Below are 25,464 nucleotides of genomic sequence, written 5' to 3'. Positions count from 1 at the left end.
GCGTCAGCCCTTCGCGCGGGCGGCGATGGCCTCGACCGCGCGATCGAAGCCCTGGCTCGTGAGCGACGAGCCGGAGACCTTCGTCACGTTCAGCTCGTCGAGCCGCCGTCCGACCACCTGCGCGGAGACCCCTGAGGCGAAGCGGGACTCGTAGGACTGCGCCGTCGAGTTCTCCGCCTTCGGCACGACCTTCACGGCCGAGACGACGTTCTTCTTCAGGGTGAGCGTCACGTCGACCGCGGAGGGACCGCCGGGTGAGACGTACTTGCCGAGCGCGCTGTACGTGCCGTCCTTGAACGACGCGGCGGCGGGGCTCGACGCGGGGGCCGGGGCCGACGGGGTGGTCGAGTCGGCCGCGCTCGAGGAGGCCGAGGCGCAGCCGGCGAGCGCGAGCGCGGTCAGCGAGGTGCCCGCGAGGGCGAGGACGGTCTTCGGCACGGTCGGCTCCTTGTCGGGAAGGGGCCCGACGGGCCCGCACCTTGGTATACGGAGCGGACGCCTCCGCGGTTCAGCGCAAGGGCAGCGGCGCCCCGAGGCGCAGCGCCGACTCCTGCGGCAGCAGCCCGAGCGGCGCCGGCCGCCAGGCGGTGCGGAACGTGTCGCCGCCGGCGGCGAGCTGCAGCCGGAGCCGGTGCGGCGCCTCGAGGAAGACCAGGTCGAGCAGGAGCTCGTCGCCCTCGAACCCGCCGCTCACGGCGAGCGGCGCCTGCCCGTCGCCGCCCTCGACGACGGTCCAGCCCGGACGCCCGATCGGCAGCGCGACGCGGTCGGCGCCCGCCTCGACGGTCGCGGTCCACCCCTCGACGCCCGGCTCGAGCACGACGGCCGAGAACGCGGCGTCGGCGTGCGCGGGCCGGTAGCGCCCCTCCCCACGGCCCCCGCGGGGCCGCGCTTCGCCGCCGGACGCGGGCAGCTCGAGCGCGGCGAGCCGCCGCCGCAGCGGTTCCTCGAGCGGGCTGTCGACGGGCCCGTCCGAGAAGGCGGGCAGCAGGTGCTCCCACACCGCGTCGAGCACCACCTGCGCGGTCTCGGTCGCCTCGGTGATCGCGACGACCGCGTCGTGCTCGGGGATCACGAGGCTGAACTGCCCGAACGCGCCGTCGGCGCGGTAGCCGTGCCGCGAGCGCCACACCTGGAAGCCGTAGCCCTGCGCCCAGTCGACGCTCTCCTCGTCCGGGGTGTCGACGTGCTTCGTGCGCACCTGCTCCGCCCAGCCCTCCGGCAGCAGCTGCCGCCCCTGCCAGCGCCCCTCGTCGAGGTAGACCTGGCCGAGCTTCGCCGCCGCCTCGGTCGGCGCGTGCAGGCCGGTGAAGCCGACGTCGCGGCCGGCGGGGAACTGCTGCCACCCGACGGGGCCGATGCCGAGCGGGTCGAGCAGCCGCGGGCGGAGGTAGTCGACGAGCGTCGCGCCCGACTCGCGCTGCACGATCGTCGCGATCGCGTAGGTGCAGGGCTGGCTGTAGGCGAAGACGCTGCCGGGCTCCTCCTCCGGCGGGTTCAGCAGGAACCCGCGCACGGGCTCGGCGGCGTCGGTCTGCAGCGCGAGCTCGAGCTGCTCGCCGCGATGGCCGCTCGCCATGGCGGCGACGTGCCGGACGAGGATGCCGCGGCTGCGCTCGGGCAGCTCCGCCGCGAACTCGGGGAAGTGGTCGGCCACCGGGTCGTCGAGCCCGACGAGCCCCTCGGCGATCGCGAACCCGAGCGCGGTGATCGTGAACGTCTTGCTGAGCGAGTAGTAGAGGTGCAGCCGCTCCGCCGTGTAGGGCCGCCACCAGCCCTCGGCGACGACGTGCCCGTGCCGCAGCACCATGAGCCCGTGCGGCTCGATCGCCGGATCGCCCTCGAGGGCGTCGAGGAGCGCGAGGAGGCCGGCGGGGTCGACGCCCTGCTCGCCGGGGGTGCTGCGCGGAAGACGGGGAACGGTCACGGCCGCACGCTACCCACCGCGATCGCGGCCCCGCCGTGAGGTTCCGGAGGCGGGCGTGCCGCCCTCCGCCGGAAGGGACGGCCCTAGAAGGATGGAGGCATGACGGCCCCCTCCTCCGAGCTCTCCGACCTCGCCGCCGCCCTCGGCGTCGCCACCTCGTTCACCGACTGGCAGGGGACGACCGTCGAGGTGCCCGCGGAGTCGATCGAGGAGATCCTGACCGCGCTCGGGGTCGACCCTCAGGACCCGGCGGCCGCCCTCGCCGAGCACGCCCTCGGTCCGTGGCGGCGCATGCTGCCGCCCGTCGTCGTCACGACCACGGGCGCGGAGCGCGACGTGCCGGTGCACGTGCCCCACGGCGACCCGGTCGAGGTCGAGGTGCGGCTCGAGACCGGCGGGTCGTGGGTGCTGCCGCAGGTCGACCGCTGGGTCGACCCGCGCGAGGTCGACGGCGCGCTCGTCGGCGAGGCCACCTTCCGCGTGGCCGGCGACCTGCCGCTCGGCTACCACACGCTCGTCGCGACCTCGGGGTCGACCGTCGCCGAGGCGGCCCTCATCGTGACGCCCGCCCGCCTCGAGCTGCCCGAACGCGGGTGGGGCGTCGCCGCGCAGCTCTACAGCGTGCGATCGCAGCGCTCCTGGGGAGTCGGCGACCTGACCGATCTCACCGACCTCACGGTGTGGGCGGGCGCCGGACTCGGCGCCGACTTCGTGCTCGTGAACCCGCTGCACGCCGCCGAGCCGGTCGCGCCGCTCGAGCCCTCCCCCTACCTGCCGTCGTCGCGCCGGTTCTTCAATCCGCTCTACCTCGACGTCGAGGCGGTGCCGGAGTTCGGCGAGCTGCCCGCGGCCGACCGGGCCCGCATCCGGCGCCTCGGCAGGACCGTGCGCGACCGTGCCGCGCACGCCGAGCGGATCGACCGCGACCGCGCCTGGACCGCGAAGCGGAAGGCCCTCGAGCTGGTCGCGAGCGTGCCGCGCCGGGCCGGCCGCGAGCTCGATCTGCAGGCGTACCGCCGTCGCAGCGGCCGCGCGCTCACCGAGTTCGCGATCTGGAGCGTGCTCGCCGAGCAGCACGGCAACGACGCGCGCGCGTGGCCGACCGAGCTCCGCGACCCGCGGTCGCCCGCCGTCGCCGCCTTCGCCGCGGAGCACGCCGACGGCATCGCGTTCGCCGAGTGGCTGCAGTGGCTGCTCGACGAGCAGCTCTCGGGCGCACAGGCGAAGGCGCTCGACGCGGGCATGCGGATCGGCACCGTGCACGACCTCGCCGTCGGGGTCCATCCGGGCGGCGCCGACGCGTGGCGCCTCGGCGACGCGTACGCCACGGGCATCACGGTCGGCGCGCCGCCGGACCCCTTCAACCAGGTCGGCCAGGACTGGCTGCAGCCGCCGTGGCGACCCGACCGGCTCGCCGAGCTCGGCTACGCGCCGTTCCGCGACCTGCTCGCCGCGGTGCTGCGGCACGCGGGCGGCGTGCGCGTCGACCACGTGATCGGGCTGTTCCGCCTCTGGTGGGTGCCCCAGGGCCGCCCGGCGTCCGAGGGCACCTACGTGCACTATGACCGCGAGGCGCTGATCGGCATCCTCGCGCTCGAGGCGCAGCGCGCGGGCGCGGTCGTCGTCGGCGAGGACCTCGGGGTCGTCGACCCGGACGCCCGCCGCTACCTCGGCGAGCGCGGGATCCTCGGCACGTCGATCCTCTGGTTCGAGCGGGGCGAGGGCGGCGGTCCGCTGCCCGCCGAGCGGTGGCGGGAGGCCTGCCTCGCCACGGTGACGACGCACGACCTGCCGCCGACGGCGGGCTACCTCGCGGGCGCGCACGTGCAGCTCCGCGCGGTGCTCGGGCTGCTCACGCGCCCCGAGGAGGAGGAGCTCGCCGCCGACCGCGCCGAGCAGGACGTGTGGCTCGCGGAGCTGCGCCGCCGCGGCCTGCTGCCGGAGGGCGCGGACGTCGAGGCGACCGTCGCCGCGCTGCACCGCTACCTGACGCTGACGCCCGCCCGGCTGCTCGGTGCGTACCTCACCGACCTGGTCGGCGACACCCGCACGCAGAACCAGCCGGGCACGCGCGAGCAGTACCCGAACTGGCGGGTGCCGCTGTCGGGGCCGGACGGCGAGCCGATGCTGCTCGAGGACGTCTTCGCGTCCGCGCGGGCCGCGGCGCTCGCCCGCGTGCTCGGCGGGTAGCGGTCAGGCCGTCGGGCTCCCGACGCCGCCGGCGGCCTCGTTCACGACCGCGGTGCACGACTCGACGAGCTCGACGATGCGCCGCGCCTCGTCGGCGGGGATCGAGGTGAGGACGTCGTCGAGCCGGTGCTCCGTGTCGCCGACCGCCTCGTCGATGCGGCGCCGCGCGTCCTCGGTGAGGCGCAGGACGCGGGCGCGGCGGTCGGCCGGGTCGCGCGGCTTCTCGATGAAGCCGGCGGTGGTGAGACGGTTCGTGATCGTGGTCGCCGCCGCGCTCGAGACGCCGAGGCGGCGGCGCAGATCGGTGGCGCGGGCCGGCTCGCCCTGCTTCTCGCGGCTGCGGATGTAGCGCAGCGCGGCGAGGTCGGTGGCGCCGACGCCGAGCAGCGCGCGGAAGCGGCCGCGCATGAGCGCCTCGGCCTCGTCGAAGTCGCGGAGCGCCCGCACGATCTCGGCGGCCTGCGGCTCGAGGGCGTCGGCGAGGAGGTCGACCGAGGTCGCGGACGCGTCCTGCATCGCGGCTCCTTCCGCCGGGCGGCGAGGCTACCGGACGCTCCCCGAACGTGCGCTGGTCCAGGTCTGGGAGCGCGTGTCAAGCCCCTGCGACGGAGCCACGCGGCACCGGCGATTCGCTCGAAAAGGGAGACAATTCCGTTACCATGACCTCACCAGGTCGTCACGTAGCGTGGCACCGTCGGTCCGCACTCGAGCCATAGGTGGTCCATGTCCGACCAGGTGCCCGTCACGCCGCTCCCCGCGGTGCTGCAGGGGCGCTACCGGCTCGGCCCCGTTCTCGGCCGCGGAGGCGCCTCGATCGTCTACCGCGCGCACGACGACCTGCTCGGTCGCGATGTCGCGATCAAGGTCTTCACGGCTCGCGCCGCCGATCCGCAGAACGTCCGCGCGCAGGAGGCGGAGGCCCGTCTGCTCGGCGCGCTCACGCACCCGAACCTCGTCACGCTGCTCGACGCCGGCATCGACTTCACCGACCTCGAGAGCCCGCAGGCGTTCCTCGTGATGGAGCTCGTGCGCAACCCGGACCTCCGCGAGCGCATCCGCCGCGACGGGCCGATCGACCAGCACCAGGTCGCCTACCTCGGCTTCGACCTCGCGGGCGCCCTCGAGTACGTGCACGAGCACGGCATCATCCATCGCGACATCAAGCCCGCGAACGTGCTGCTGCTGCCGACGGGCGTCGAGCGCCCGTCGCGCGGCAAGCTCGCCGACTTCGGCATCGCCATGCTGCGCGCCCAGAGCGACATGCCCGAGGAGTTCACGACCGGCACGGCCGCCTACCTCTCCCCCGAGCAGGTCGAGGGCCGCGAGGTGATCACGCCCGCGACCGACGTCTACTCGCTCGGTCTCGTGCTGCTCGAGGCGCTCACCGGCCGCGTCGCGTTCCCGGGCGGCGTGCTCGACTCGGCGCTCGCCCGCCTCGACGCGGACCCCGAGATCCCCGACTCCGTGCCACCGGCGCACGCCGCGGTGCTCCGCGCGATGCTCGCTCGCAAGCCGGAGGACCGGCCCACGCCCGCCGAGTGCGCCCTCGCCTGGCGGCAGATCGTCGTCGACAACCTCGGGGCCAAGCCGACCGCCCACGACACCGAGACGGCCCGCCTCGAGGCGCTGCGCCGGTACAACCTGCTCGACACCCCGCCCGACGGCGCGTTCGACCGCATCACGTCGCTCGCGGCGCGGATCTTCGACGTGCCGGTCGCGCTCGTCAGCATCGTCGACGCCGACCGCATCTGGTTCAAGTCGCACTTCGGTGTCGAGGTGACTGAGGTGCAGCGCACGCAGGGCATGTCGCAGACCGGCGGCCTGCACGAGAAGACGCTCGTGATCGAGGACGTCGACTCCGACCCGCGCATCGCGAACAACCCGTACTTCGAGCGCCCGGACGGTGTGAAGTTCTACGCCGGGGTGCCGCTCAAGACCTTCGACGGGCACAACCTCGGCAACCTGCAGATCTTCGACTACCAGCCGCGCACCTTCACGTCCGAGCAGGTCGCGATCCTCGAGGACCTCGCCGCGATGGTGCAGCACGAGATGGAGCTGCGCCTCGCCGCGCGGCGGGTGGTGCTGCAGCGCGACAGCTGAGCGACACGGGACGTCACGGACACCTCCGGCACCGGCTGCGCTCGGTACGGTCCCCGCGTGACCCCGCTCGCCGCCGCTGGAGTGCTCGCGGCCCTCGTCGTGCTCTGCACGGCGGCCGGCCTCGTGGCGCGGGCGCGCGGCGGCCGGGTGCGCTCGGCGGACGCGCTCGTCGTCGCGGTGGAGGACGTCGCGCCGCAGTCGCTCGGCGCGCGGGCGACGCTGCTGCAGTTCTCGACACCGACCTGCTCACCGTGCCGGGCCGCGGGACGGCTGCTCGCGGGCGTCGCCGCCGGCGCGGACGGCGTCGCCCACGTCGAGCTCGACCTCGCCGCGCGACCCGCCCTGGCCGCGCGGTACCGGGTCCTCAGCGTGCCGACCGCGTTCCTCCTCGACGCGCAGGGCGTCGTCCGCGCCCGCATCACCGGCGTGCCGCGCGAACCCGAGCTCCGTTCCGCCCTCGCCGCCCTGGAGGCCGACCATGCCCGCTGACCGTCCCGGCATCGACCCGCGGGGGCCGCGCTTCGGCGCGGCGATCACCGCCGTCCTCCTGCTCGCCGACGCGCTCCTCGGCCTCGTCGGTGCGGGCGCGGCGGCGCTCGTCCTGCTCGCTGTCGTCGCGCTGGTCTTCGCCTGGGGCGCGTTCGCCGGCATCGAGCGGCACCCGTACGGCGCCCTCTACCGCGCACTGGTCCGCCCGCGGCTCGGTCCGCCGGCCGAGCTGGAGGACCCGGCGCCGCCGACCTTCGCGCAGGGCGTCGGCCTGCTCGTCACCGCCATCGGCGTCGCGCTCGGCCTCGCCGGTGTCGCGGCCGCGGTGCCGATCGCCGCCGCCGTCGCGTTCGTCGCGGCCTTCCTCAACGCCGTCTTCGCCTTCTGCCTCGGCTGCCGGATCCACGCCCTGCTGATCCGCGCGGGCCTGCTGGGGCGGCGCGCGGCCGCCTGAGCCCTAGGCCTCCGCGGGCTGCGGGGTCGGGCGGCCGAGGAGGAGGATCGGCGCGCTCGCGATCCACGGCAGGGCCGCGAGCGCGAGCAGCAGCGGCGCCGGCAGCCCGGTGAGCGCGCCGGCGAGCGCGGAGCCGATGCTCGAGGCCGCCACCCGCAGGCCGGAGCCGACGACGAACACCTGCGCGCGGACGGCGCCCGGGCTCTCCTCCTGCCGGATGCGCAGCATCGCGGCGACCGCGGGCGCGTCCCAGAGCCCCGCGAGCACGAAGGCCGCGAACGTGAGCGGGTAGCCCGGCACGACCGCCGCGACGAGCTGGAACAGGCCGGTCAGCGTGAAGCCGACCGCCATGGTCAGTCTCGCGGGGATCGCGGCGAGCCGGGCGGAGATCCTCGGCACCGTGACCAGCACCGCGCCGGTGATGCCGCCGATCGCGAAGGCGGTGAGCAGCCAGCCGCCGCCGGCCGCGCTCGTGCCGCGGGCGAGCGCGATCAGCACGGCGATCACGGGCAGGCCGCCCGACCCGAGCTGCGACAGCGTGCCGGCCGCGGTCGCCCGGGTGAGCGGGCCGTGCCCGAGCAGGTGCCGGGTCGCGGCCGCGATGCCGCGGGCGAGGTCGGCCGGGTGCGCCGAGGCGCCGCGCGCCGGCATCGGCAGCGTCTGCAGCAGCAGGCCGCCCGCGAGCGCGACGACCGCGAGCGCGAGCAGCGCCCCGGTCGGGCTGAGGAGGGCCGCCGCGACCGAGACGAGCGCCGGTCCTCCGATGCCGGCGATGTTGTAGGCGAGGGCGTCGACCGCGAAGCCCCGTGGCCCGCTGCCGGGCATCGCGTCGTCGACGAACGACGAGAGGCCGCCCATGAACACGGGCAGGGCGCAGCCGCCGGCGAGCAGCGCGACGAACACGAGGGGCAGCGGCACGACCGGCAGGAACGCCGCGACGGCGAGCACCGCGGCGGTGAGCACGGAGGCACCGAGCATCGCGCGCTTCGGCGACGGCACCGCGTCGATGAGGGCCCCGATGAGCGGCGCGGCGACGACGGAGGGCGCCGTGAACACCGCGATGAGGGCCCCGGCGATCGCGACGTCGTGCAGGTCGATCGCCGCCGCGAGCGCCAGGGCGACGTTCGTGCCCTCGGTGACGAGCCGCACCGGCACCGCGGCCGACAGGTACCGCACCTCGTCCCGCCGCCCGCTCACGTGGAGCAACGATCCCAGGTTCCGCCTCCACGCTTCGCCTACGCTGCTGCGGCCATGCTCGGATCCGTCGCCGTCTTCTGCGGATCGAGCCCGGGACTCGACGAGGTGTACCTCGACGCGGCACGCGCGGTCGGGCGCTCGCTCGCCGGGCGCGGCATCACCGTCGTCTACGGCGGCGGCGGGGTCGGGCTCATGGGCGCGGTGGCCTCGGCGGCGGTCGATGCGGGAGGCCGCGTGATCGGTGTGATCCCCGAGGCGCTGGTCGACCGCGAGGCCGCCTCGCCCGAGCTCGCCGAGCTGCACGTCGTGCAGACGATGCACGAGCGCAAGGCGATGATGGCGGACCTCGCCGACGCGTTCGTCGCGCTGCCCGGCGGCCCCGGGACGCTCGAGGAGATCGCCGAGCAGTGGACCTGGGCGCAGATCGGGGTGCATCGCAAGCCGTGCGGCTTCCTCGACGTGGCCGGGTACTGGTCGCCCCTCGAGGCGATGGTCGCGCGGATGGTCGACCAGGGCTTCGTCCGCCCGCATCACGCCGGGCTCGTCACCTTCTCCGACTCGCTCGACGCGCTCCTGGAGGCGTTCGCGCAGGCGCCCCCGGCGCCGCCCGCGGCGCCGCCGCCGCCCGTATGAGCGCACCCGTCGTCCGCGTCGTCGCCGCCCTCGCCGCCGATGCGGACGGACGCCTGCTGCTCGTCCGCAAGCGCGGCACCGAGCGCTTCATGCAGCCGGGCGGCAAGCCCGAGGCCGGCGAGACGCCTCGCGCCGCGCTCGTCCGCGAGCTCGAGGAGGAGCTCGGGCTCGTCGTCGCCGAGGGTGCGCTCGAGCCGGTCGGCGCCTACGTCACCGACGCCGCGAACGAGCCCGGGCACCGGCTCGAGGCCGACGTGTTCCGGCTGCGCGTCACGGCTCCGGTCGCCGCGGCGAGCGAGATCGCCGAGCTGCGCTGGGCGACGCCCGCCGAGGCGGACGCGCTCGGCGATCGCCTCGCGCCGCTCGCGCGGCTGCTGCTCGCGGTGCTCTGACCCCGGCTGCTCCGGATCCTCGCCGCTTCGGCATCCGCAGAGCGGCGAGGATCCGGAGCACGCGGGCGGGTCAGGGGGTCTCGGGCAGCTCGCGGGTGCGGATGACCTCGGCGAACCAGTCCGCGCTGTCCTTCCGCGTGCGCTCGAGCGTGTCGTAGTCGACGCGGACGATGCCGAACCGCTTCGTGTAGCCGAACGCCCACTCGAAGTTGTCCATGAGCGACCAGACGAAGTAGCCGCGCACGTCGACGCCGCGGGCGATCACGTTCTGGACCGCCTGCAGGTGGCGCCGCACGTAGTCGATGCGGTCGGCGTCGTGCACGCGGCCGTCCCGCACCTCGTCGGGGAACGCGGCGCCGTTCTCGGTGACCATGAGGGGCAGGCCCGGGTAGCGCTCCGACAGCGCGGTGAGCAGGTCCTCGAGCCCGGCGGGGTCGATGTTCCAGCCCATGTCGGTGTGCGGGCCCTCGGTCGGCAGGAACTCGACGTCCTCCGCGCCCGGCCACGGCGTGGCGGTGCCGGCGTTGTGGCCGTCGGCGCGGGACCGCTCCCCCGCGCCGTCCCACAGCCGCACGTTGCTCGACGAGTAGTAGTTGACCCCAAGCACGTCGATCGGCTGGTTGATCGTCTCGAGGTCGCCCTCCTCCACGAACGACCAGTCGGTGATCGACCTCGTCACCTCGAGCATGTCGGTCGGGTAGACGCCCTCGAGCATCGGACCGAGGAACGCGGCGTTGCCGAGCGCGGCGACCCGGCGCTGCGCGTCGAGCCCCGTGTCGCCGACGGGGCGGAAGACGTGCAGGTTCAGGGTCACCGAGAACTCGGCGTCGGGCTTCACGACCTCGCGGAGCGCCTTCAGCGCGAGCCCGTGGGCGAGGTTCAGGTGGTGCACCGCCTTCAGCGACGCGAGCCGGTCGGTGATCCCGGGGGCGTGGACCCCGGCCGCGTAGCCGAGGTAGGCCGCGCACCACGGCTCGTTCAGCGTCGTCCAGGTGTGCACCCGGTCGCCGAGCGCCTGCCCGACGACACGCGCGTAGTCGGCGAACGCCTCCGCCGTGCTGCGCACCGTCCAGCCGCCCTCGTCCTCGAGCACCTGCGGGAGGTCCCAGTGGTAGAGCGTCGCGACCGGCCGGATGCCGCGGGCGAGCAGCCCGTCGACGAGCCGTGAGTAGAAGTCGAGCCCCGCCTGGTTCACGGCCCCGCGGCCCTCGGGGATCACGCGCGGCCAGGCGATCGAGAACCGGTAGGCCTCGAGGCCGAGCGAGGCCATGAGGTCGAGGTCCTCGTCGAGCCGGTGGTAGTGGTCGTCGGCCACGTCGCCGGTGTCGCCGTTCACGACCTTGCCGGGCGTGCGGCTGAAGGTGTCCCAGATGCTCGGGCGCCGGCCGTCCTCGTCGACCGCGCCCTCGATCTGGTACGAGGCCGTCGCCGACCCGAAGAGGAACCCGTCGGGGAACGCCATCGCTGCTCCTTCGCTCGCCCGGCCGCGCCCGCCGCCGCCGCGCTCTCACCCTAGGACGGCGCCCCGACCGCCTCCCTCGGGGCCCCGCCTCCCCGCCTGCTCCGGATCCTTGCCGCTCTGCGCGCGCCGGAACGGCCAGGATCCGGAGCAAGACGGCGGAGGAAGCGCGGGCTGTGCACAACCACCGACGGCGACAGCCCCGACGCGCCACCATCCCCGGCCATGCGACGACCGCGGCCCCTCCCCGACGACCTGAGCACGCGTCCGTTCGACCGGGGCGCGGCCGACCGCGCACGGGTGTCCCAGGGCCGGCTGCGGCGTCGCGACGTGACCCGCCCCTTCCACGGCGTGCAGGCGGTGGCCGAGCCGAGGACGATCGACGAGCGGTGCACGGCCTACGCCGTGCGCCTCAAGCCCGGCCAGGCGTTCAGCCATGCGACAGCGGCGCAGCTGTTCCGGCTGCCGTTGCCCGCGCGGCTCGAGAAGGCCGTCGAGCTGCACGTGTCCGCGACGATGCCGGCGCCGGCACCGCAGACGCGCGGCGTCATCGGGCATCGCCTCCGCATCGCCCCGCCGCTCGTGACCGTTCGCGGCTTGCCCGTGGTGCGGGTCGACGAGGTCTGGTGCCAGCTCGCCGGCGTGCTCGACCTCGACGAGCTCGTGATCGTGGCCGACGCGCTGCTCAACCGCTCGGAGGGGCGCCTCCTCGCGGCGCTGCAGCACGCGGCGGGAGCGAAGCAGCGCGTCGGGCAGCGGAAGCTCGCCCGAGCGCTCACCCTCGCCCGCGTCGGTTGCGCCTCGCCGGGCGAGACCCGCGTCCGGCTCGTGCTCATGCGCGCCGGTGTCCCGGAACCGCTGCTGAACGCCCCGGTCACCGATGCGGACGGCCGCGTGCTCGGCCGCGGCGACCTCGTCTGGCCCGAGGCGCGCGTCGTGCTCGAGTACGAGGGCCTCGACCACGGCCGCGACGACGGGCAGTTCATCTACGACGTCGGACGGTACGAGCGGTTCCGCGACGCCGGGTGGGTGGTGATCCGCGTCACCGTCGACGACCTCACCGGTGCGCTCGCGGAGGCGCTGATCGCTCGAGTACGCCGGTACGTGCTCGCCGCCTGATCCTGCTCCGGATCCTCGCCGCACAGCCCACGACGAAGCGGCAAGGATCCGGAGCACGCAGCCAGGAGGAGGAGAGCGCTTGGCGAGGTCGTAGGAATCACCCCTTCCGCTCCCACCCCCGCTCGATACGCTGCGGTCCTCTTTCACGAAGGGACCAAGAGGAGCGATGAGACTTCGCCGGATCACGGCGGGCCTCGCCATCGGAGCGCTGCTCGCCCTCGGCGGTGCGACCGCCGCCGACGCCACCGCCCCGCTCGACACGAACGGCAGCGCCGTCGTCGACCAGGCGAACGCGCTCTCGTCGAGCGACGAGAGCCGCATCCAGAGCGCCCTGACCACGCTGCACGACGACACCGGCGCGACCATGTCGGTGGTCTTCGTGCCGACGTTCACCGGCGCCTCGAGCAGCGAGGACTGGGCGATCCGGACCGCGAAGGCGAGCGGAGTCGGCCAGGGCGACCTGCTGCTCGCCGTCGCCGTGCAGGACCGGCAGTACGGCTACGCCCGCTCCAAGAGCTTCCCGCTCGACCGCACCGAGGTGCAGAGCCTGAGCCGCAGCGACCTCGTCCCGGACCTCTCCGCGAAGCGCTACGCGGATGCCGTGGTCTCGTTCGCGAACGCGCTCGACAAGGCGGCCGGGAGCACGGCCGGCTCCTCGCAGAGCAGCGACGGCAGCAGCACCGCGGACTCGCCGCGCACGACCGCGTTCACCGGTGTCATCACCGTCCTCCTGCTGATCGCCCTCGTCGTGGTCGGCCTCGTGCTCTGGCGCGTGCTGCGGCGGCGCCGCGCGGTCGCGGCCGGCGCCGGGCCCGCCCCGGTGGGCGGTCCGGTGACGCCGCCGGTCGACCAGAAGGAGCTCGACCAGCGTGCGAGCCGGGCGCTCATCGCGCTCGACGACGAGCTCACGACGAGCGAGCAGGAGCTCGGCTTCGCGGAGGCGGAGTTCGGCGGCGACACCGTCGGCGCGTTCCGCAGCGCCCTCGAGTCGGCCCGGGGCAGAGCGAAGGAGGCCTTCGCCATCCGGCAGCAGCTCGACGACGACAAGCCCGAGACGCCCGATCAGCGCCGCACGATGACGGAGCGGATCCTCGCGCTCTGCGAGCAGGCCGACAAGGTGCTCGCCGACCAGAAGCAGTCGTTCGACGACCTCCGCAGGCTCGAGGCGCAGCTGCCGAGCGGCGTCTCCGCCGCTGAGGCGGAGCGCACGCGGCTCACCGCGCAGGCCGACCAGGCAGGAGCGGCCCTCGCGGCGCTCACGAAGCAGTACGGCGACGAGGCGGTGCGCGGCTCCGCGGACGACCTGACGCAGGCCCGCTCGCTGCTCGGCTTCGCTCAGGAGGCGATCGGACGGGCCGCGAACGCGGGTGACAAGCCCGGCGAGGGCGCGGTGGCGCTCCGCGGCGCCCAGCAGGCCCTCGGCCAGGCGAGCACGCTGCTGACCGGCATCGTCGCGGCTCCCGGCGCGTTCCAGGCCGCCAAGCAGCGGCTCGACGCGACCCTCGCCGACACGCGCAGCGACGCCGACGAGGCACGTCGCCTCCTCGCGCGCGCCGGCGCCGACCGGCCCGCGCTCGAGCAGGCCATCACGAACGCGGAAGCGGCTGTGGCCACCGCGGCCACCCGAGCGCCGACGGCCGCCCTGCCGCCCCTCGAGAAGGCGAACGCCGAGCTCGACGAGGTGGCGGGCCGCGTGCGCGACCGCGCCGATCGGTTGAAGCGCGCCCAACAGTCGCTTCCCCGCACGCTCGACTCGGCGCAGCAGTCCGTCGAGGCGACGCGGCGCTTCATCGACACCCGACGCGGCGGTGTCGGCGCCGAGGCGCGGACCCGCATCAGCGAGGCGCAGCGCCAGCTCGACCTCGCCATCGCGGCGGAGCAGGACGACCCGCCCGCCGCGCTCACCGCGGCGCAGCGCGCCCAGGTGCTCGCGAACGAGGCGTACGAGCTCGCGCAGCAGGACGTCGACGACTTCCGCTCCGGTCCCTGGGGCGGTGGCGGCGGCTACGGCAGAGGGGGCTACGGGGGCGGTGGCTTCGGCGGCGCCCTCGGCGGTGCCGTGCTCGGCGGCGTGCTCGGCGGCATCCTCACCGGAGGCGACCGCGGGTGGGGCGGCGGCTGGGGCGGCGGTCCGTACGACGGCGGCTGGGGTGGCGGCGGCTGGGGCGGCGACGTCGGTGGCGGGGGCGGCTTCGACGGGGGCGGGGGCGGCTTCGACGGCGGTGGCGGCGGCTTCGGCGGCGGCGACTCAGGCGGAGGCGGAGGAGGCTTCTAGATGATCTGGAGAAGGAAGAACGGAGCGAACCCCATGGTGAAGCAGTCGATCCTCGGACGGATCTCGACCCTCGTGCGCGCGAACGTCAACGCGCTCATCGACCAGGCCGAGGACCCGCAGAAGATGCTCGATCAGCTGGTGCGGGACTACTCGAACAGCATCGCGGAGGCGGAGGACGCCGTCGCGGTGACGATCGGCAACCTGCGCCTGATGGAGCAGGACCACGAGGAGGACGTGGCGGCCGCCGCGGACTGGGGCCGCAAGGCGCTCGCCGCGAGCTCGAAGGCCGACGAGCTCCGCTCGGCGGGCAACGCCGCCGACGCCGACAAGTTCGACAACCTCGCGAAGGTGGCGATCGGCAAGCAGCTGCAGTCCGAGCGCGAGGCGAAGACCGTCGAGCCGACGATCGCGTCGCAGAACGAGGTCGTGGAGAAGCTGAAGTCGGGCCTCGAGCAGATGCGCGAGAAGCTCTCCGAGCTGACGGCGAAGCGCAACGAGCTGATCGCGCGGTCGAAGACGGCGCAGGCGCAGTCGCAGGTCCACGACGCGATGAAGAGCATCGACGTGCTCGACCCGACGAGCGAGATCGGCCGGTTCGAGGAGAAGGTGCGCCGCGAGGAGGCCCGCGTCGTCGGGCAGCAGGAGCTCGACGCGTCGAGCCTCGACCGGCAGTTCGAGAGCCTCGAGGACCTCGGCAAGCAGTCCGAGATCGAGGCGAGGCTCGCGGCGATGAAGAACGGCGGCGAGCTGACGGCGACGCCGCGACGCGCGCTGTCCGAGTAGCCCTGACCCCGACGACCCGCCCGCGGCGCGCGCCGCGGGCGGTTGCGCTGCCGTGACCCTGCTCACCCGGGTCCGGGACACGGACGACTACCGGTCGCTCGACTACCGGCCACCGCCGGAGGTGCGATGGGGGCTGCTCGCCGCCGCCGTGCCGATCGCGTTCTTCGTGCTCGAGCCGGTGCTCATCGGCGCGCTCGCCGTCGCCGGCGTGCGCGTCTCCGGGATCCCGTCGCTCGTGCTCGGCGTCGGCGCCTACCTGCTCACCGTGGTGTGGGCGGTGCTCGTGTCCCGCCGGCGGGGGCTCGGCAGCCTCCGCCGCGACTTCGGCTTCGCGTTCCGGTGGATCGACCTCGCGATCGGGCTCGGCGCGGCGATCGCGGTCGAGATCATCCGGGTGATCATCGGCATCGTCCTCGTGTCGGTGACCCCGGCGCGGCCGACGACGAACGTGCACCTGTCGTCCGACCCGCTCGCGAACGTGGCGCTCGGCGTCGTCGCGGTGATCGTGGCCCCGGTCGTCGAGGAGCTGCTCACCCGCGGACTGCTCATGCGCGCGATCCGCAACGCGATCCTCCGGCGCCGGCCGGAGCCGTCGGAGGGCCGGCGGCACTGGGCGGCGGACGCGAGCGTGCTGCTCTCCGCCGCGATCTTCACGGCCCTGCACCTGCACGAGGCGCCGGACCTCGTCTCGGCGGTGAACCTCGTGCTCGGCATCTTCCCGATCGGGCTCGTCGTGGCATGGCTCGCGACGCGGACCGGCCGCCTCGGGCCGGGCATCGTCACGCACGCGCTCGTGAACGGGCTCGCGCTCGCGGTCGCGCTCGCCGTGCAGCGGTGATCGGCGGGTGACGCCCGCCGCGCCCGCTAGCGTCGGGGGTGTGAACCGGAAGGTCCTGATCCGCCTGCTGATCGTCGCCGCGGCGTTCTGGATCGCCCGCGTGCTCGCCTAGCGCTGCCTCCGGAGGCGGCCGCCTAGCGCTGCTTCAGGGGGTCGTGACCCCAGTTCATCAGCGAGTAGCGCCACTTCGAGTGCTCCTTGTCGTGCTCCGGACCGCCCTGGGCGAGGTGCCGGTGCACGTAGCCGACGACGCGGCGCATCGCCTTCACGTCCTCGTCGTCGAGGTCGTCCTTGCGCTTGCCCTGCAGCTCGAGGATGAGGCGGCCCTCCCTGTGCCCCGTCGACTCGCCCTCGCCGCCGGTGTCGCCCACCGACTTCGACTCGTCGGTGTCGAGCCAGCGCTTCAGCTCGCTGCCGGACATGTTGACCGCGTCGTGCCAGTCCTTCAGGACGTCGTCGACGCTCTCCTGCTTCGCCATCCCGGCACCCTGGCAACCGGGCCTGGGCGGCCTCGGTGCACCGCCTGAAGACGCATACGGCCGGCGGGGGCGCCCGGGACCGGGACATCGACCGCGTGTAGGTACTTCGCTCCGGCGTAGGTACGGAAGCCGCGTGTCGTACCTACACCGGGGCGGATCACCTACACGCGGTACGGGGGCCGAGGTCCGCGGATATCACGTTCGCGCCTGCTCGAGCAGCGCGGCGGGATCCGTGACCGGGAGACGGCAGACGAAGTCGCGGCAGAGGTACGCGGCCGGCGCGCCCGCGACGGTCGTCCGGCCCTCGAACAGCTCGAAGCCCGCCTCGGCGAAGGCGGCGACGGCCCGCTCGGTCAGCACCGCGGTGACGGACGTCGGCAGGGTTCGCGCGGCGGCGGCGAGCGGCGACGCCGGGTCGTCCGTGACCACGACGAGCTGCCGCACCGGCTCGAGCTGGGCGAGCGCGACGCCGAGCATCGCGCCCGAGCCGATCGGCCGCTGGGCCGCCTGCGGCAGCACGGGTGCGAGCGCGGCGGCCGCCGCCTCGCGGTACGACCGCTCGCCGGTGAGCAGGAACAGCCGCTCGGCCGCACGAGCCATCGACGACAGCCCGGAGGGCGCGGCGCCCTCGCTCACGTCGGCCTCCGCGGAGAGGCCGAGGCCGAGGCCGGCGAGCGTCGGATCCCCGCCGCCCGGCACCGCGAAGCGGCCGTCGACGAGGCAGCGGTCGACGAGGTCGCGCGCGGCGACCGCCAGGTCGGGCCGGCCGGCCGCGAGGGCGAGCTCGAGGAGCCCGTCGGCGAGGGCGCCGTAATCCTCGAGGGTCGCGGCTGCGGTCGAGGGGCGCCCGTCAAGCGAGGCGCGCAGCAGCGTCCCGTCCGGACGCCGATGGGACGCCAGCAGGAACTCCGCCGCCTCCTCCGCGAGCACGACCCACGTGGGCTCCCCCAGCAGCGCGCCGGCCCTGGCCAGCCCGCCGATCGCGAGGCCGTTCCAGCTCGTGAGCACCTTCGCGTCGACCGCGGGCGGCGGCTGGTGGCGACGCTCCTCCGCGGTCAGCCGGTAGTAGCCGCCCTCGCTGCGCTGCCCGTCGACGAGGCTCTCGGAGTCCTGCGCCGAGGCGAACCCGCCCTCGGGACGGCGCAGCACCCCGCGCAGGAACGCGGCGATGCCGGCGGCGGTGTCGCGGTCGCCGACCTCGGCGTAGGCGCGGAGCAGCAGCGCGTTGTCCGACAGCATCCGCTCGTAGTGGGGCTCGGACCAGTCGCGACGCGTGGCGTAGCGGAAGAAGCCGCCCTCGACGGCATCGCGCAGCCCGCCCTCGCGCATCGCGGCGAGCGCCCGCTCGGCGACGCCGCGGATGCGGTCCGCATCCTCCGGCTGCAGCAGGGGCGACCGGCCGAGCGCGAGCATCGTGAGCAGCACCGTCGGAACGGGGAACTTCGGCGCTCCGCCGAAGCCGCCGTGCTCGCGGTCCTCGTAGGCGACGAGGGTGCCGGCCGCGCGGCCGAGGTCCTCGAGCCCGATCCCGCTCCCCCCGGAGGCGCCCTGCCTGGCCGCCTCCGCGAGCGCGTCCGCGAGCCGCCCCGCGGAGGACTCGACGTCGTCGCGGCGCGTGGTCCACGCGTCGACGACGGCCTCGAGCACCTGCCGGAACGACGGGTTGTCGGGCATCGGCCGCGGCGGCGAGTAGGTACCGGCGTGGAACATGCGGCCCTCGGGGGTGAGGAACACGTTGAGCGGCCAGCCGAGGTTCGGGGTGAACGCGCCGGCGCCCGCGAGGCACGCGGCGTCGACCTCGGGATGCTCCTCCCGGTCGACCTTGATCGCGACGAGGTGCTCGTTCAGATACCCGGCGAGCGCCGGATCGCTGAAGCTCTCGCGCGCCATGACGTGGCACCAGTGGCAGGTGGCGTAGCCGATCGAGACCAGCACGGGCACGTCGCGCCGCCGGGCCTCGGCGAACGCCTCGTCGCCCCACGGGTACCAGGCGACGGGGTTGTCCGCGTGGCTCCGCAGGTAGGGGCTGACGGCGTCGGCGAGCCGGTTCACCGGCCTCCGCTGGACCCCGGGTCGATGTCGTCGACGTCGGTGGTGAGCTCGGGGCCCTCGTTGTCGCTGATGTCCACCACGTCGTCGTCCGGCAGTCCCGTGTCGATCGGGTCGTCCTGCGACGCCTCGACCCCGGAGAGGTCGCCCGGGTCCTCCGGGCCGAGGTCGTCGGGGCCTGGGCGGTGCGGGTCGGTCGAGCTCATGCGGCGCCTCCTTCTCTGCGGCTCCCGGTCTACCCCGGCGAGGTGGGAGGCCGCAGGGGGCGCCGCTAGCGTGAGCAGGCGGGCGCGGACGGGCCCACGTCGACGGGGACGGAGCGGGCATGGACGAGCAGCCTCCGATGCTGCAGGATCCGGCGCTCGCCGGGCTGATCACGGTGATCGCGGGCGGCGCCGATGCCGGCGCGCTCGCGCACCTCACCCGCGTGGTGACCGTCGACCGGCCTGGCGACGCGGCGCGACTGGCCGCGGTCGTCGCGCGGCTCGCCGACGCGAGCGCCGACCCGTCCGCAGCGCTGGCGGCGCTTGCCGAGGACGACGACGTGCGCTGGTTCGTCGAGACCGTCGTCGAGGGGCTGCTCGCGAACCCGGAGGACCGTGGCGGCGAGCCGTCACCCGTGTGGCGGTCGATCGACTGGCGCCGCTGGCCCGACGGCGACCGGCCGCTCGAGCCGCTGATCCCGGAGCACCGGGACGCGGTCGTCGCGCCGGCGGACCTCGGCGACCGGTACGACGCGATCGTCATCGGGTCCGGGGCGGGCGGCGGGGTCGCGGCGGAGCAGCTCGCCCTCGCGGGGCGGCGGGTGCTCGTCGTCGAGGCGGGCGGCTGGCCGGCGCTCGCGGACACGACGCTCGACCATCTGCGCAACCCGCGACAGGTGCGCGGGCTGCAGCTCTTCTCCGGACCGCCGATCGGCACGCCGCGCGTCGTCGCGGACGCCGTCGTCGACGACCCCTCGGACTGGACCTGGAGCAACAACGCCGTCTCGTTCGGCGGCGGCACGCGCTTCTACGGCGCGCAGGCCTGGCGGTTCGCGCCCGAGGACTTCCGGATGCGAAGCGTGTACGGGCGCCCGGACGGCAGCGATCTGCCCGACTGGCCGTTCGGGTACGACGAGCTCGAGCCGTACTACGTGCGCGCGGAGCTCGGCATGGGGGTGAGCGGGGACTCGACCGGCGACACCGCCGCCGGGCCGCGCTCGCAGCCGTACCCGATGCCGCCGCTGCGCGGCGGCCGGAGCGCGGCCGTGCTCGCCGGCGGCGCGCGTCGCCTCGGCTGGAGCACGACCACGGTGCCGCTGCTCGTGAACTCGACGACCTACGACGACCGGCCGGCGTGCGTGCAGTGCGCGCAGTGCATCGGCTTCGACTGCCCGGTGCAGGCGAAGGCCGGCAGCCACAACACGACCATGCGCCGCGCCCTCGCGACCGGCCGCGTCTCCGTCGTGCTCGACGCCGCCGCGACCCGGCTGACCACGGACGCCTCGGGTCGCGTGATCGGCGTCGCGATGGCGGGTCGGCACGGGTCCGGCGTCTGGCGCCGGGAGGTGCGCGCCGAGACCGTCGTGCTCTCCGCGGGCGCGGTCGAGACCGCGCGACTGCTGCTGAACAGCCGCACCGAGCGCGAGCCGGACGGCATCGGCAACGGCACCGACCAGGTCGGCCGGCGGCTGCAGGGTCACCTCTACGGCGGCGCGCTCGGGATCTTCGACGACGCCGTGCAGGACCTGCTCGGGCCCGGACCGTCCATCGCGACCGGCGACTTCCGGCACGGCAACGAGGGGATCATCGGCGGCGGCATGCTCGCGAACGAGTTCGTGCCCACGCCGGTCTCCGCCTACTGGTACCTCCGCGCGGCCGGGCTGCTGCCCGAGTCCGGCAGCGCGATGCGCGACGCGCTCGCCGCCCTCTACCCGCGCATGCTCCGCGTCGTGGGGCCCATCCAGGAGGTGACGAGCGCCGAGAGCCGGGTGCGCGTCGACCCGGCGGTCGTCGACGCGCTCGGCACTCCGGTGGCCCGGCTCACCGGCGGTGTCCACCCGAACGACCTCGCCGCGCGCGCGTTCCTCACCGAGCGCGCGGGCGAGTGGCTGCGGGCGAGCGGGGCGACGACCGTGCGACACGACGTCGTCAACGGCTCCGGTCGGCAGACGACGCCGAGCGGCGGCCAGCACCAGGCGGGGACCTGCCGCATGGGCGACGACCCCGCCACGAGCGTCGCCGATCCGGAGGGCCGGATCTGGGGCCACGACGAGCTGCGCATCGCGGACGGCTCGCTGCACCCGACGAACGGCGGCGTGAACCCCGTGCTCACGATCGTCGCGAACGCGTACCGGGTGATGGACCTGCTGCTCCGCTGACCGCCCCGCGCGGGATGGGAGACTGGACGGCTCATGTCCCTCGCCGCCCCGGTCGTCGCGTACCCGCCCGAGCTGCCCGTCAGTCGCATGCGCGACGAGATCGCGGCGGCGATCGCGGCGAACCCGGTCGTGATCGTCGCGGGCGAGACCGGCTCCGGCAAGACGACGCAGCTGCCGAAGATCTGCCTCGAGCTCGGCCGGTCGGTCATCGCGCACACGCAGCCGCGGCGGATCGCCGCCCGCACGATCGCGGAGCGCGTCGCCGAGGAGCTCGAGGTGCCGCTCGGCGGCCTCGTCGGCTACGCCGTCCGGTTCACCGACCGATCCGGGCCCGAGACGCGCATCCGCGTGATGACGGACGGCGTGCTGCTCGCCGAGATCCGCCGCGACCGCGACCTGAAGCGCTACGACACGATCATCCTCGACGAGGCCCACGAGCGCAGCCTCAACATCGACTTCCTGCTCGGCTACCTGAAGCAGCTGCTCCCCCGCCGGCCCGACCTCAAGCTGATCATCACCTCGGCGACGATCGAGGTCGAGCGGTTCGCGGCGCACTTCGCGGCACCGGACGGCACGCCGGCGCCCATCATCGAGGTCTCCGGCCGCACCTATCCGGTCGAGATCCGGTACCGGCCGCTCGTCGCGGAGGACTCGGGCGAGGAGGACCCCGACGACCCGGACGACGGCCCCGGCGACCTGCGGCCGTCGGAGGACCGCGACCTCGCCGAGGGCGTCACCGCCGCGCTCGACGAGCTCGAGCGGGATCTCGACGGCGACGTGCTCGTGTTCCTCTCGGGTGAGAGCGAGATCCGCGACGTCGCCGACGTGCTCCGCGGGAGGTACGCGGGTCGCGCGCGGCCGGTCGAGGTGCTGCCGCTCTACGGGCGCCTCTCCGCGGCGGAGCAGCACCGCGTGTTCGAGCGCAGCGGCGTGGCCGGGGTCGCGCGCCGGATCGTGCTCGCCACGAACGTCGCCGAGACGAGCCTCACCGTGCCCGGCATCCGTGCCGTGATCGACGGCGGCACCGCCCGCATCTCCCGCTACAGCACCCGCGCGAAGGTGCAGCGGCTGCCGATCGAGCCGATCTCGCAGGCGTCGGCGAACCAGCGGGCCGGCCGCGCGGGCCGCACGAGCGACGGCATCGCGATCCGCCTCTACTCCGAGGAGGACTTCGGCAAGCGGCCCGAGTACACGGACCCCGAGATCCTCCGCACGAGCCTCGCCTCGGTGATCCTGCAGATGCTGTCGCTCGGGCTCGGCGACCTCGCGGCGTTCCCGTTCCTCACCCCGCCCGACCCGCGGGGCATCAAGGCGGGCACCGATCTGCTCGTCGAGCTCGGCGCGATCCGCGAAGGCCGCGGCGGCGCTCCCGCGACGCTCACCCGCATCGGCCACGACCTCGCGCGGCTGCCCCTCGACCCCCGCTTCGCCCGGATGCTGCTCGAGGCGCGTCGCCAGGGCGTGCTGCGCGAGGTCACCGCGATCGTCGCGGGGCTCACCATCCAGGACCCGCGCGAGCGGCCGGTCGAGAAGCGCGAGCAGGCCGACCAGTCGCACGCGCGCTTCACGGATCCGACGAGCGACCTGCTCACGCTGCTGAACCTCTGGCGCTACCTGGAGCAGACGCAGCGCGACCTCTCGTCGAGCGCGTTCCGCCGCCGCTGCCGGGCGGAGTTCCTGAACTTCGTGCGGATCCGCGAGTGGCAGGACCTCGTGCGGCAGCTCGAGTCGGTGCTGCGGGAGCTGGAGCAGCGCGCTGGAGCTCAGAAGCGGAGCCCATTTCTGGGCTCCGCCGCGACGCCAGCGCCGCGGTCCGTCCCGGACCGCGGTCGCCGAGACCGTGCAGGCGACCAAGAGCAGGACAGCGCGGAGCCCGGCCAGCGCGCCGACGCGATCCACAGGTCGCTCCTCGCGGGCCTGCTCTCGCAGATCGGCCTCCGCGACGACCGCACCGCAGCCCCCGCGGGCCGGGGCGGCAAGCCGACGCCGCGGCGCGGCGCCGTCGAGTTCCTCGGCGCGCGACAGCTGCGCTTCGTGCTCTTCCCCGGCTCCGCGCTCGCGAAGAAGCCGCCGCGCGCGGTGCTCACGGCCGAGCTCGTCGAGACCTCGCGCCTCTTCGCGCGGATGAACGCCGCGATCGACCCCGCCTGGGCCGAGCCGCTCGCCGGCGACCTCGCGAAGCGCACCTACGGGGAGCCGCGCTGGGAGCAGCGGCAGGGCTCCGCCGTCGCCGACGAGCGGGTCACGCTGTTCGGGGTGCCGATCGTCGAGAAGCGGCGGGTGCAGTATGCGCGCATCGACGCGGCCCACGCGCGGCACCTGTTCATCGAGCACGCGCTCGTGGGCGGCGAGTGGCCGCGCGACATCGCCCGCGACCGGAACTTCGACTTCGACCGCGCGAACCGGCGCCTGCTCGCCGAGCTCGACGAGGAGGCCGAGCGGCTCCGGCGGCCCTCGGTCGACGAGCAGGACGTGCTCGACTTCTTCGACGGCCTGATCCCCGCCGACGTGACGACCGTCCGCGGCTTCGAGACCTGGTGGAGCGACGCGCGCAAGGAGGCGCCCGACCTGCTCACCCTGCGCCGCAGCGACCTCGTGCCCGAGGACGAGGCGGCGGACGTCGACCCGCGCGACTACCCGCCGTTCTGGCAGCAGGGCGACCAGCGGCTGCGGCTGCGCTACCGGTTCGCGCCCGGCGCCGCCGATGACGGCGTCACCGTGCAGGTGCCGCTGCCGCTGCTCGCGTCGCTGTCGCCCGCCGGGTTCGACTGGCAGGTGCCGGGCTTCCGTGAGGACCTCGTCGCCGCGCTGCTGAAGACGCTGCCGAAGCCGCAGCGCCGCTTCGTCGTGCCGACGGGCGACTGGGCGAGACGGCTGCTCCCGGAGCTGCCGGCCGGACCGGAGACCGGCGCGACGCCCGGGCCGCTCATCGACTCGCTCGCCCCGCTGGTGCGCCGCGTCGCCGGAGCGAACCCCGCGCCCGCCGACTTCGACGCCGAGCGGATCCCGGCGCACCTCCGGATCGCGTTCGAGGTGCTCGACGCCCGCGGTCGCGCGGTCGGCCGCGAGACCGACCTCGCCGCGCTGCAGCGCCGGTTCGCCGACCAGGCCCGGACGTCGGTCGCGAAGGTCGTCGCCCGGCCCGCCGTGCGCCAGGCGATCGAGCGCACCGGGCTCACGACCTTCGACCTCGACGATCTGCCGCGCGTGCTCGACACCCGGCAGTCCGGCGGCGTCGTCCGCGCCTACCCCTCGCTCGTCGACACCGGGAGCGCGGTCGACGTGCGGCTGCTGGCGACACCCGAGGAGGCGCTCGCGTCGACCCGCGCGGGCGTGCGGCGCCTGCTGCTGCTCGCGACCCCGTCACCGGCCGGGTACGTGCGCGACCACCTCTCCGGCGCGGAGAAGCTCGCCCTCGGCGCGAGCCCCTACCCGTCGACCGAGGCGCTGTTCGACGACGCCCTCCGCGCCGTCATCGACCGGGTGATCGCCGAGCAGACCGAGGACGGCACCGTCCGCACCCGTGAGGAGTTCGAGCGGCTCCGCGACGCGCTCGCCGGTCGCGTCGTCGACGACCTGTTCACCACGGTGGGGGCCGCCGCCGCCGCGCTCGCGGGGGCGCGCGAGGCCGACCGCGCGATCCGCGCCGCGACGAGCCTGCCGCTCGTGCCCGCCCTGTCGGACGCCCGCGCGCAGCTCGACGCCCTGATCCACCCGGGGTTCATCGGCCTCGACGGCGCGACGCGCCTCCCGCGTCTCGCCGTCTACACGGCGGGCATCGTGCGCCGGGTCGAGCGGCTGCCGCAGCAGGTCAACCGCGACCGCGTGTGGATGACCGAGGTGCAGACGGCGACCGACCTGTACCGGCAGGCGGGCGGCCCGCTGCCGCTCGTCGCGGGAACCCCGGAGCGGCTGGTCGCGGTCCGCTGGCTGCTCGAGGAGCTGCGCCTCAGCCTCTTCGCCCAGGGTTTGCCGACGAGCGAGCCGGTGTCGCTGCAGCGCATCCGCCGCGCCCTGGCCTGACGTCCGGGATCGCCCGCATCGGCGGGGATCGCGCTCCTGGCGCTACGGTCCCGGCATGGCGGAGACGTGGCCCGGCACCGGTCTGCTGCTCCGCTCTCCGGCGGTCGAGCTCGCGCCGATGACCGCGGAGCTGCTCGACGCCCTGGCGCTGCTGCTGCCGGACGACATCGAGCTCGACCCCGCGGTCCCGCTGCCACCCGGTGAGGTGCGCGCAGCACGCCGCGAGGCCTACCGCACGGCCGTGCGTCGGGACCGGGAAGGTTTCGACCCCGACGGCTGGAAGCTGCACCTCGCGGTGCGCCTGCCGACCGGCGCGCTCGCCGGCGTGCAGACGATCGAAGCCGAACGGTTCGCGGCGGAACGCACCGTGGACTCCGCCTCGTGGCTCGTTCCGGAGGCACGTGGGCGCGGTATCGGCATCCGCATGCGCGAAGCGGTGCTCGCGCTCGCCTTCGGCCCGCTCGCCGCGGATGCGGCGATCACGTCGGCCTGGCGCGACAACGCCGCGTCGCTCGGCGTGAGCCGCCATCTGGGCTACCGGTACGAGCGGACCTCGAGGCTGGTCACGCCGGAGCGCGACGGCGAGCTCGTGCACCTCCGCCTCTCTCGCGCCGCCTGGCTCGCCTCCGGGTCCGGCCAGGACGTGCTCGTCACCGGCGCGCGGCCCGAGCTGTTCGGGACCGGGCCGTGAGGCG

21 protein-coding genes are annotated in these 25,464 nt (G+C 74.9%); 13 read left to right on the top strand and 8 right to left on the bottom strand.

Annotated elements, in window-relative coordinates; genetic code table 11:
• Positions 1 to 3: 3 nt before the first annotated feature.
• Positions 4 to 438, bottom strand: coding sequence for an FMN-binding protein (locus QDR37_RS09780; RefSeq protein ID WP_279713458.1), 435 nt, complete (start codon positions 436 to 438; stop codon positions 4 to 6).
• A 70-nt stretch (positions 439 to 508) separates the two neighbouring features.
• Positions 509 to 1,927 carry a serine hydrolase gene (locus QDR37_RS09775; protein ID WP_279713457.1) on the bottom strand — a complete coding sequence of 473 codons (1,419 nt, stop codon included), beginning with the start codon at positions 1,925 to 1,927 and terminating at the stop codon, positions 509 to 511.
• A 99-nt stretch (positions 1,928 to 2,026) separates the two neighbouring features.
• On the opposite strand from QDR37_RS09775, the gene malQ reads away from it, so the two are divergent.
• A complete protein-coding gene (malQ, locus tag QDR37_RS09770; RefSeq protein WP_279713456.1) occupies positions 2,027 to 4,117 on the top strand; it encodes a 4-alpha-glucanotransferase in 2,091 nt (696 codons plus the stop codon).
• Positions 4,118 to 4,120: 3 nt separating this feature from the next.
• Here malQ and QDR37_RS09765 read toward each other — a convergent pair whose 3' ends face one another.
• On the bottom strand, positions 4,121 to 4,633 hold the full coding sequence (locus tag QDR37_RS09765) for a MarR family transcriptional regulator (RefSeq protein WP_279713455.1): 513 nt from the start codon (positions 4,631 to 4,633) through the stop codon (positions 4,121 to 4,123).
• 207 nt (positions 4,634 to 4,840) lie between these two features.
• Here QDR37_RS09765 and QDR37_RS09760 point away from each other — a divergent pair, with 207 nt between their 5' ends.
• The 3 genes from QDR37_RS09760 to QDR37_RS09750 are packed head-to-tail and all read left to right on the top strand — an operon-like array spanning position 4,841 to position 7,160.
• Entirely contained in the window at positions 4,841 to 6,217 is a 1,377-nt protein-coding gene (locus QDR37_RS09760; RefSeq protein WP_279713454.1) for a GAF domain-containing serine/threonine-protein kinase, read from the top strand.
• A 57-nt stretch (positions 6,218 to 6,274) separates the two neighbouring features.
• Positions 6,275 to 6,706, top strand: a complete 432-nt coding sequence (locus QDR37_RS09755; RefSeq protein WP_279713453.1) for a thioredoxin family protein — start codon at positions 6,275 to 6,277, stop codon at positions 6,704 to 6,706.
• Positions 6,696 to 7,160: a DUF4395 domain-containing protein gene (locus QDR37_RS09750; protein WP_279713452.1), complete on the top strand. Its 465-nt coding sequence runs from the start codon at positions 6,696 to 6,698 to the stop codon at positions 7,158 to 7,160. The genes QDR37_RS09755 and QDR37_RS09750 overlap by 11 nt, the downstream gene beginning before the upstream one ends.
• Before the next feature lie 3 nt (positions 7,161 to 7,163).
• Here QDR37_RS09750 and QDR37_RS09745 read toward each other — a convergent pair whose 3' ends face one another.
• The gene (locus QDR37_RS09745) at positions 7,164 to 8,357 is read right to left on the bottom strand and encodes an MFS transporter (RefSeq protein ID WP_279713451.1); all 1,194 of its coding nucleotides are present in this window, start codon (positions 8,355 to 8,357) and stop codon (positions 7,164 to 7,166) included.
• A gap of 54 nt (positions 8,358 to 8,411) precedes the next feature.
• On the opposite strand from QDR37_RS09745, the gene QDR37_RS09740 reads away from it, so the two are divergent.
• Both QDR37_RS09740 and QDR37_RS09735 read left to right on the top strand, forming a co-directional pair.
• Positions 8,412 to 8,990, top strand: coding sequence for a TIGR00730 family Rossman fold protein (locus QDR37_RS09740; RefSeq protein ID WP_279713450.1), 579 nt, complete (start codon positions 8,412 to 8,414; stop codon positions 8,988 to 8,990).
• Positions 8,987 to 9,382, top strand: a complete 396-nt coding sequence (locus QDR37_RS09735) for an NUDIX domain-containing protein (protein ID WP_279713449.1) — start codon at positions 8,987 to 8,989, stop codon at positions 9,380 to 9,382. Before QDR37_RS09740 ends, QDR37_RS09735 begins: the two co-directional genes overlap by 4 nt.
• Before the next feature lie 70 nt (positions 9,383 to 9,452).
• Here the strand turns inward: QDR37_RS09735 and QDR37_RS09730 are convergent, their stop codons facing one another.
• Positions 9,453 to 10,844, bottom strand: a complete 1,392-nt coding sequence (locus tag QDR37_RS09730) for a GH1 family beta-glucosidase (RefSeq protein WP_279713448.1) — start codon at positions 10,842 to 10,844, stop codon at positions 9,453 to 9,455.
• Positions 10,845 to 11,066: 222 nt separating this feature from the next.
• Here QDR37_RS09730 and QDR37_RS09725 point away from each other — a divergent pair, with 222 nt between their 5' ends.
• The 4 genes from QDR37_RS09725 (at position 11,067) to QDR37_RS09710 (ending at position 15,856) form a co-directional block, all read left to right on the top strand.
• A complete protein-coding gene (locus QDR37_RS09725; RefSeq protein WP_279713447.1) occupies positions 11,067 to 11,960 on the top strand; it encodes a hypothetical protein in 894 nt (297 codons plus the stop codon).
• Positions 11,961 to 12,126: 166 nt separating this feature from the next.
• Positions 12,127 to 14,235 (top strand): TPM domain-containing protein, encoded by a 2,109-nt coding sequence (locus QDR37_RS09720; protein ID WP_279713446.1) that lies wholly within the window; start codon positions 12,127 to 12,129, stop codon positions 14,233 to 14,235.
• Between the two features lie 33 nt (positions 14,236 to 14,268).
• The gene (locus tag QDR37_RS09715; protein WP_279713599.1) at positions 14,269 to 15,018 is read left to right on the top strand and encodes a PspA/IM30 family protein; all 750 of its coding nucleotides are present in this window, start codon (positions 14,269 to 14,271) and stop codon (positions 15,016 to 15,018) included.
• A 52-nt stretch (positions 15,019 to 15,070) separates the two neighbouring features.
• Positions 15,071 to 15,856 (top strand): CPBP family intramembrane glutamic endopeptidase, encoded by a 786-nt coding sequence (locus QDR37_RS09710; RefSeq protein WP_279713445.1) that lies wholly within the window; start codon positions 15,071 to 15,073, stop codon positions 15,854 to 15,856.
• A gap of 134 nt (positions 15,857 to 15,990) precedes the next feature.
• On the opposite strand, the gene QDR37_RS09705 is transcribed toward QDR37_RS09710, so the two are convergent.
• From QDR37_RS09705 to QDR37_RS09695, 3 genes are all read right to left on the bottom strand, one after another.
• Positions 15,991 to 16,335, bottom strand: coding sequence for a DUF3140 domain-containing protein (locus QDR37_RS09705; protein WP_279713443.1), 345 nt, complete (start codon positions 16,333 to 16,335; stop codon positions 15,991 to 15,993).
• 195 nt (positions 16,336 to 16,530) lie between these two features.
• Positions 16,531 to 18,387 (bottom strand): thioredoxin domain-containing protein, encoded by a 1,857-nt coding sequence (locus tag QDR37_RS09700; RefSeq protein WP_279713442.1) that lies wholly within the window; start codon positions 18,385 to 18,387, stop codon positions 16,531 to 16,533.
• On the bottom strand, positions 18,384 to 18,590 hold the full coding sequence (locus QDR37_RS09695) for a hypothetical protein (protein ID WP_279713441.1): 207 nt from the start codon (positions 18,588 to 18,590) through the stop codon (positions 18,384 to 18,386). Before QDR37_RS09695 ends, QDR37_RS09700 begins: the two co-directional genes overlap by 4 nt.
• 119 nt (positions 18,591 to 18,709) lie before the next feature.
• Here QDR37_RS09695 and QDR37_RS09690 point away from each other — a divergent pair, with 119 nt between their 5' ends.
• The 3 genes from QDR37_RS09690 to QDR37_RS09680 are packed head-to-tail and all read left to right on the top strand — an operon-like array spanning position 18,710 to position 25,460.
• Positions 18,710 to 20,746, top strand: a complete 2,037-nt coding sequence (locus QDR37_RS09690; protein ID WP_279713440.1) for a GMC family oxidoreductase — start codon at positions 18,710 to 18,712, stop codon at positions 20,744 to 20,746.
• A gap of 33 nt (positions 20,747 to 20,779) precedes the next feature.
• Complete coding sequence (gene hrpA, locus QDR37_RS09685; protein ID WP_279713439.1) at positions 20,780 to 24,769, top strand: ATP-dependent RNA helicase HrpA; 3,990 nt, start codon at positions 20,780 to 20,782, stop codon at positions 24,767 to 24,769.
• Between the two features lie 55 nt (positions 24,770 to 24,824).
• A complete protein-coding gene (locus QDR37_RS09680; protein WP_279713438.1) occupies positions 24,825 to 25,460 on the top strand; it encodes a GNAT family protein in 636 nt (211 codons plus the stop codon).
• Positions 25,461 to 25,464 lie beyond the last annotated feature (4 nt).

This window comes from Amnibacterium sp. CER49 (genome assembly GCF_029846255.1).
In the GTDB taxonomy this organism is placed as follows: domain Bacteria; phylum Actinomycetota; class Actinomycetes; order Actinomycetales; family Microbacteriaceae; genus Amnibacterium.
Note: the sequence above shows the minus strand (reverse complement) of the source record. Positions and strands in the feature narration are given on the sequence as shown.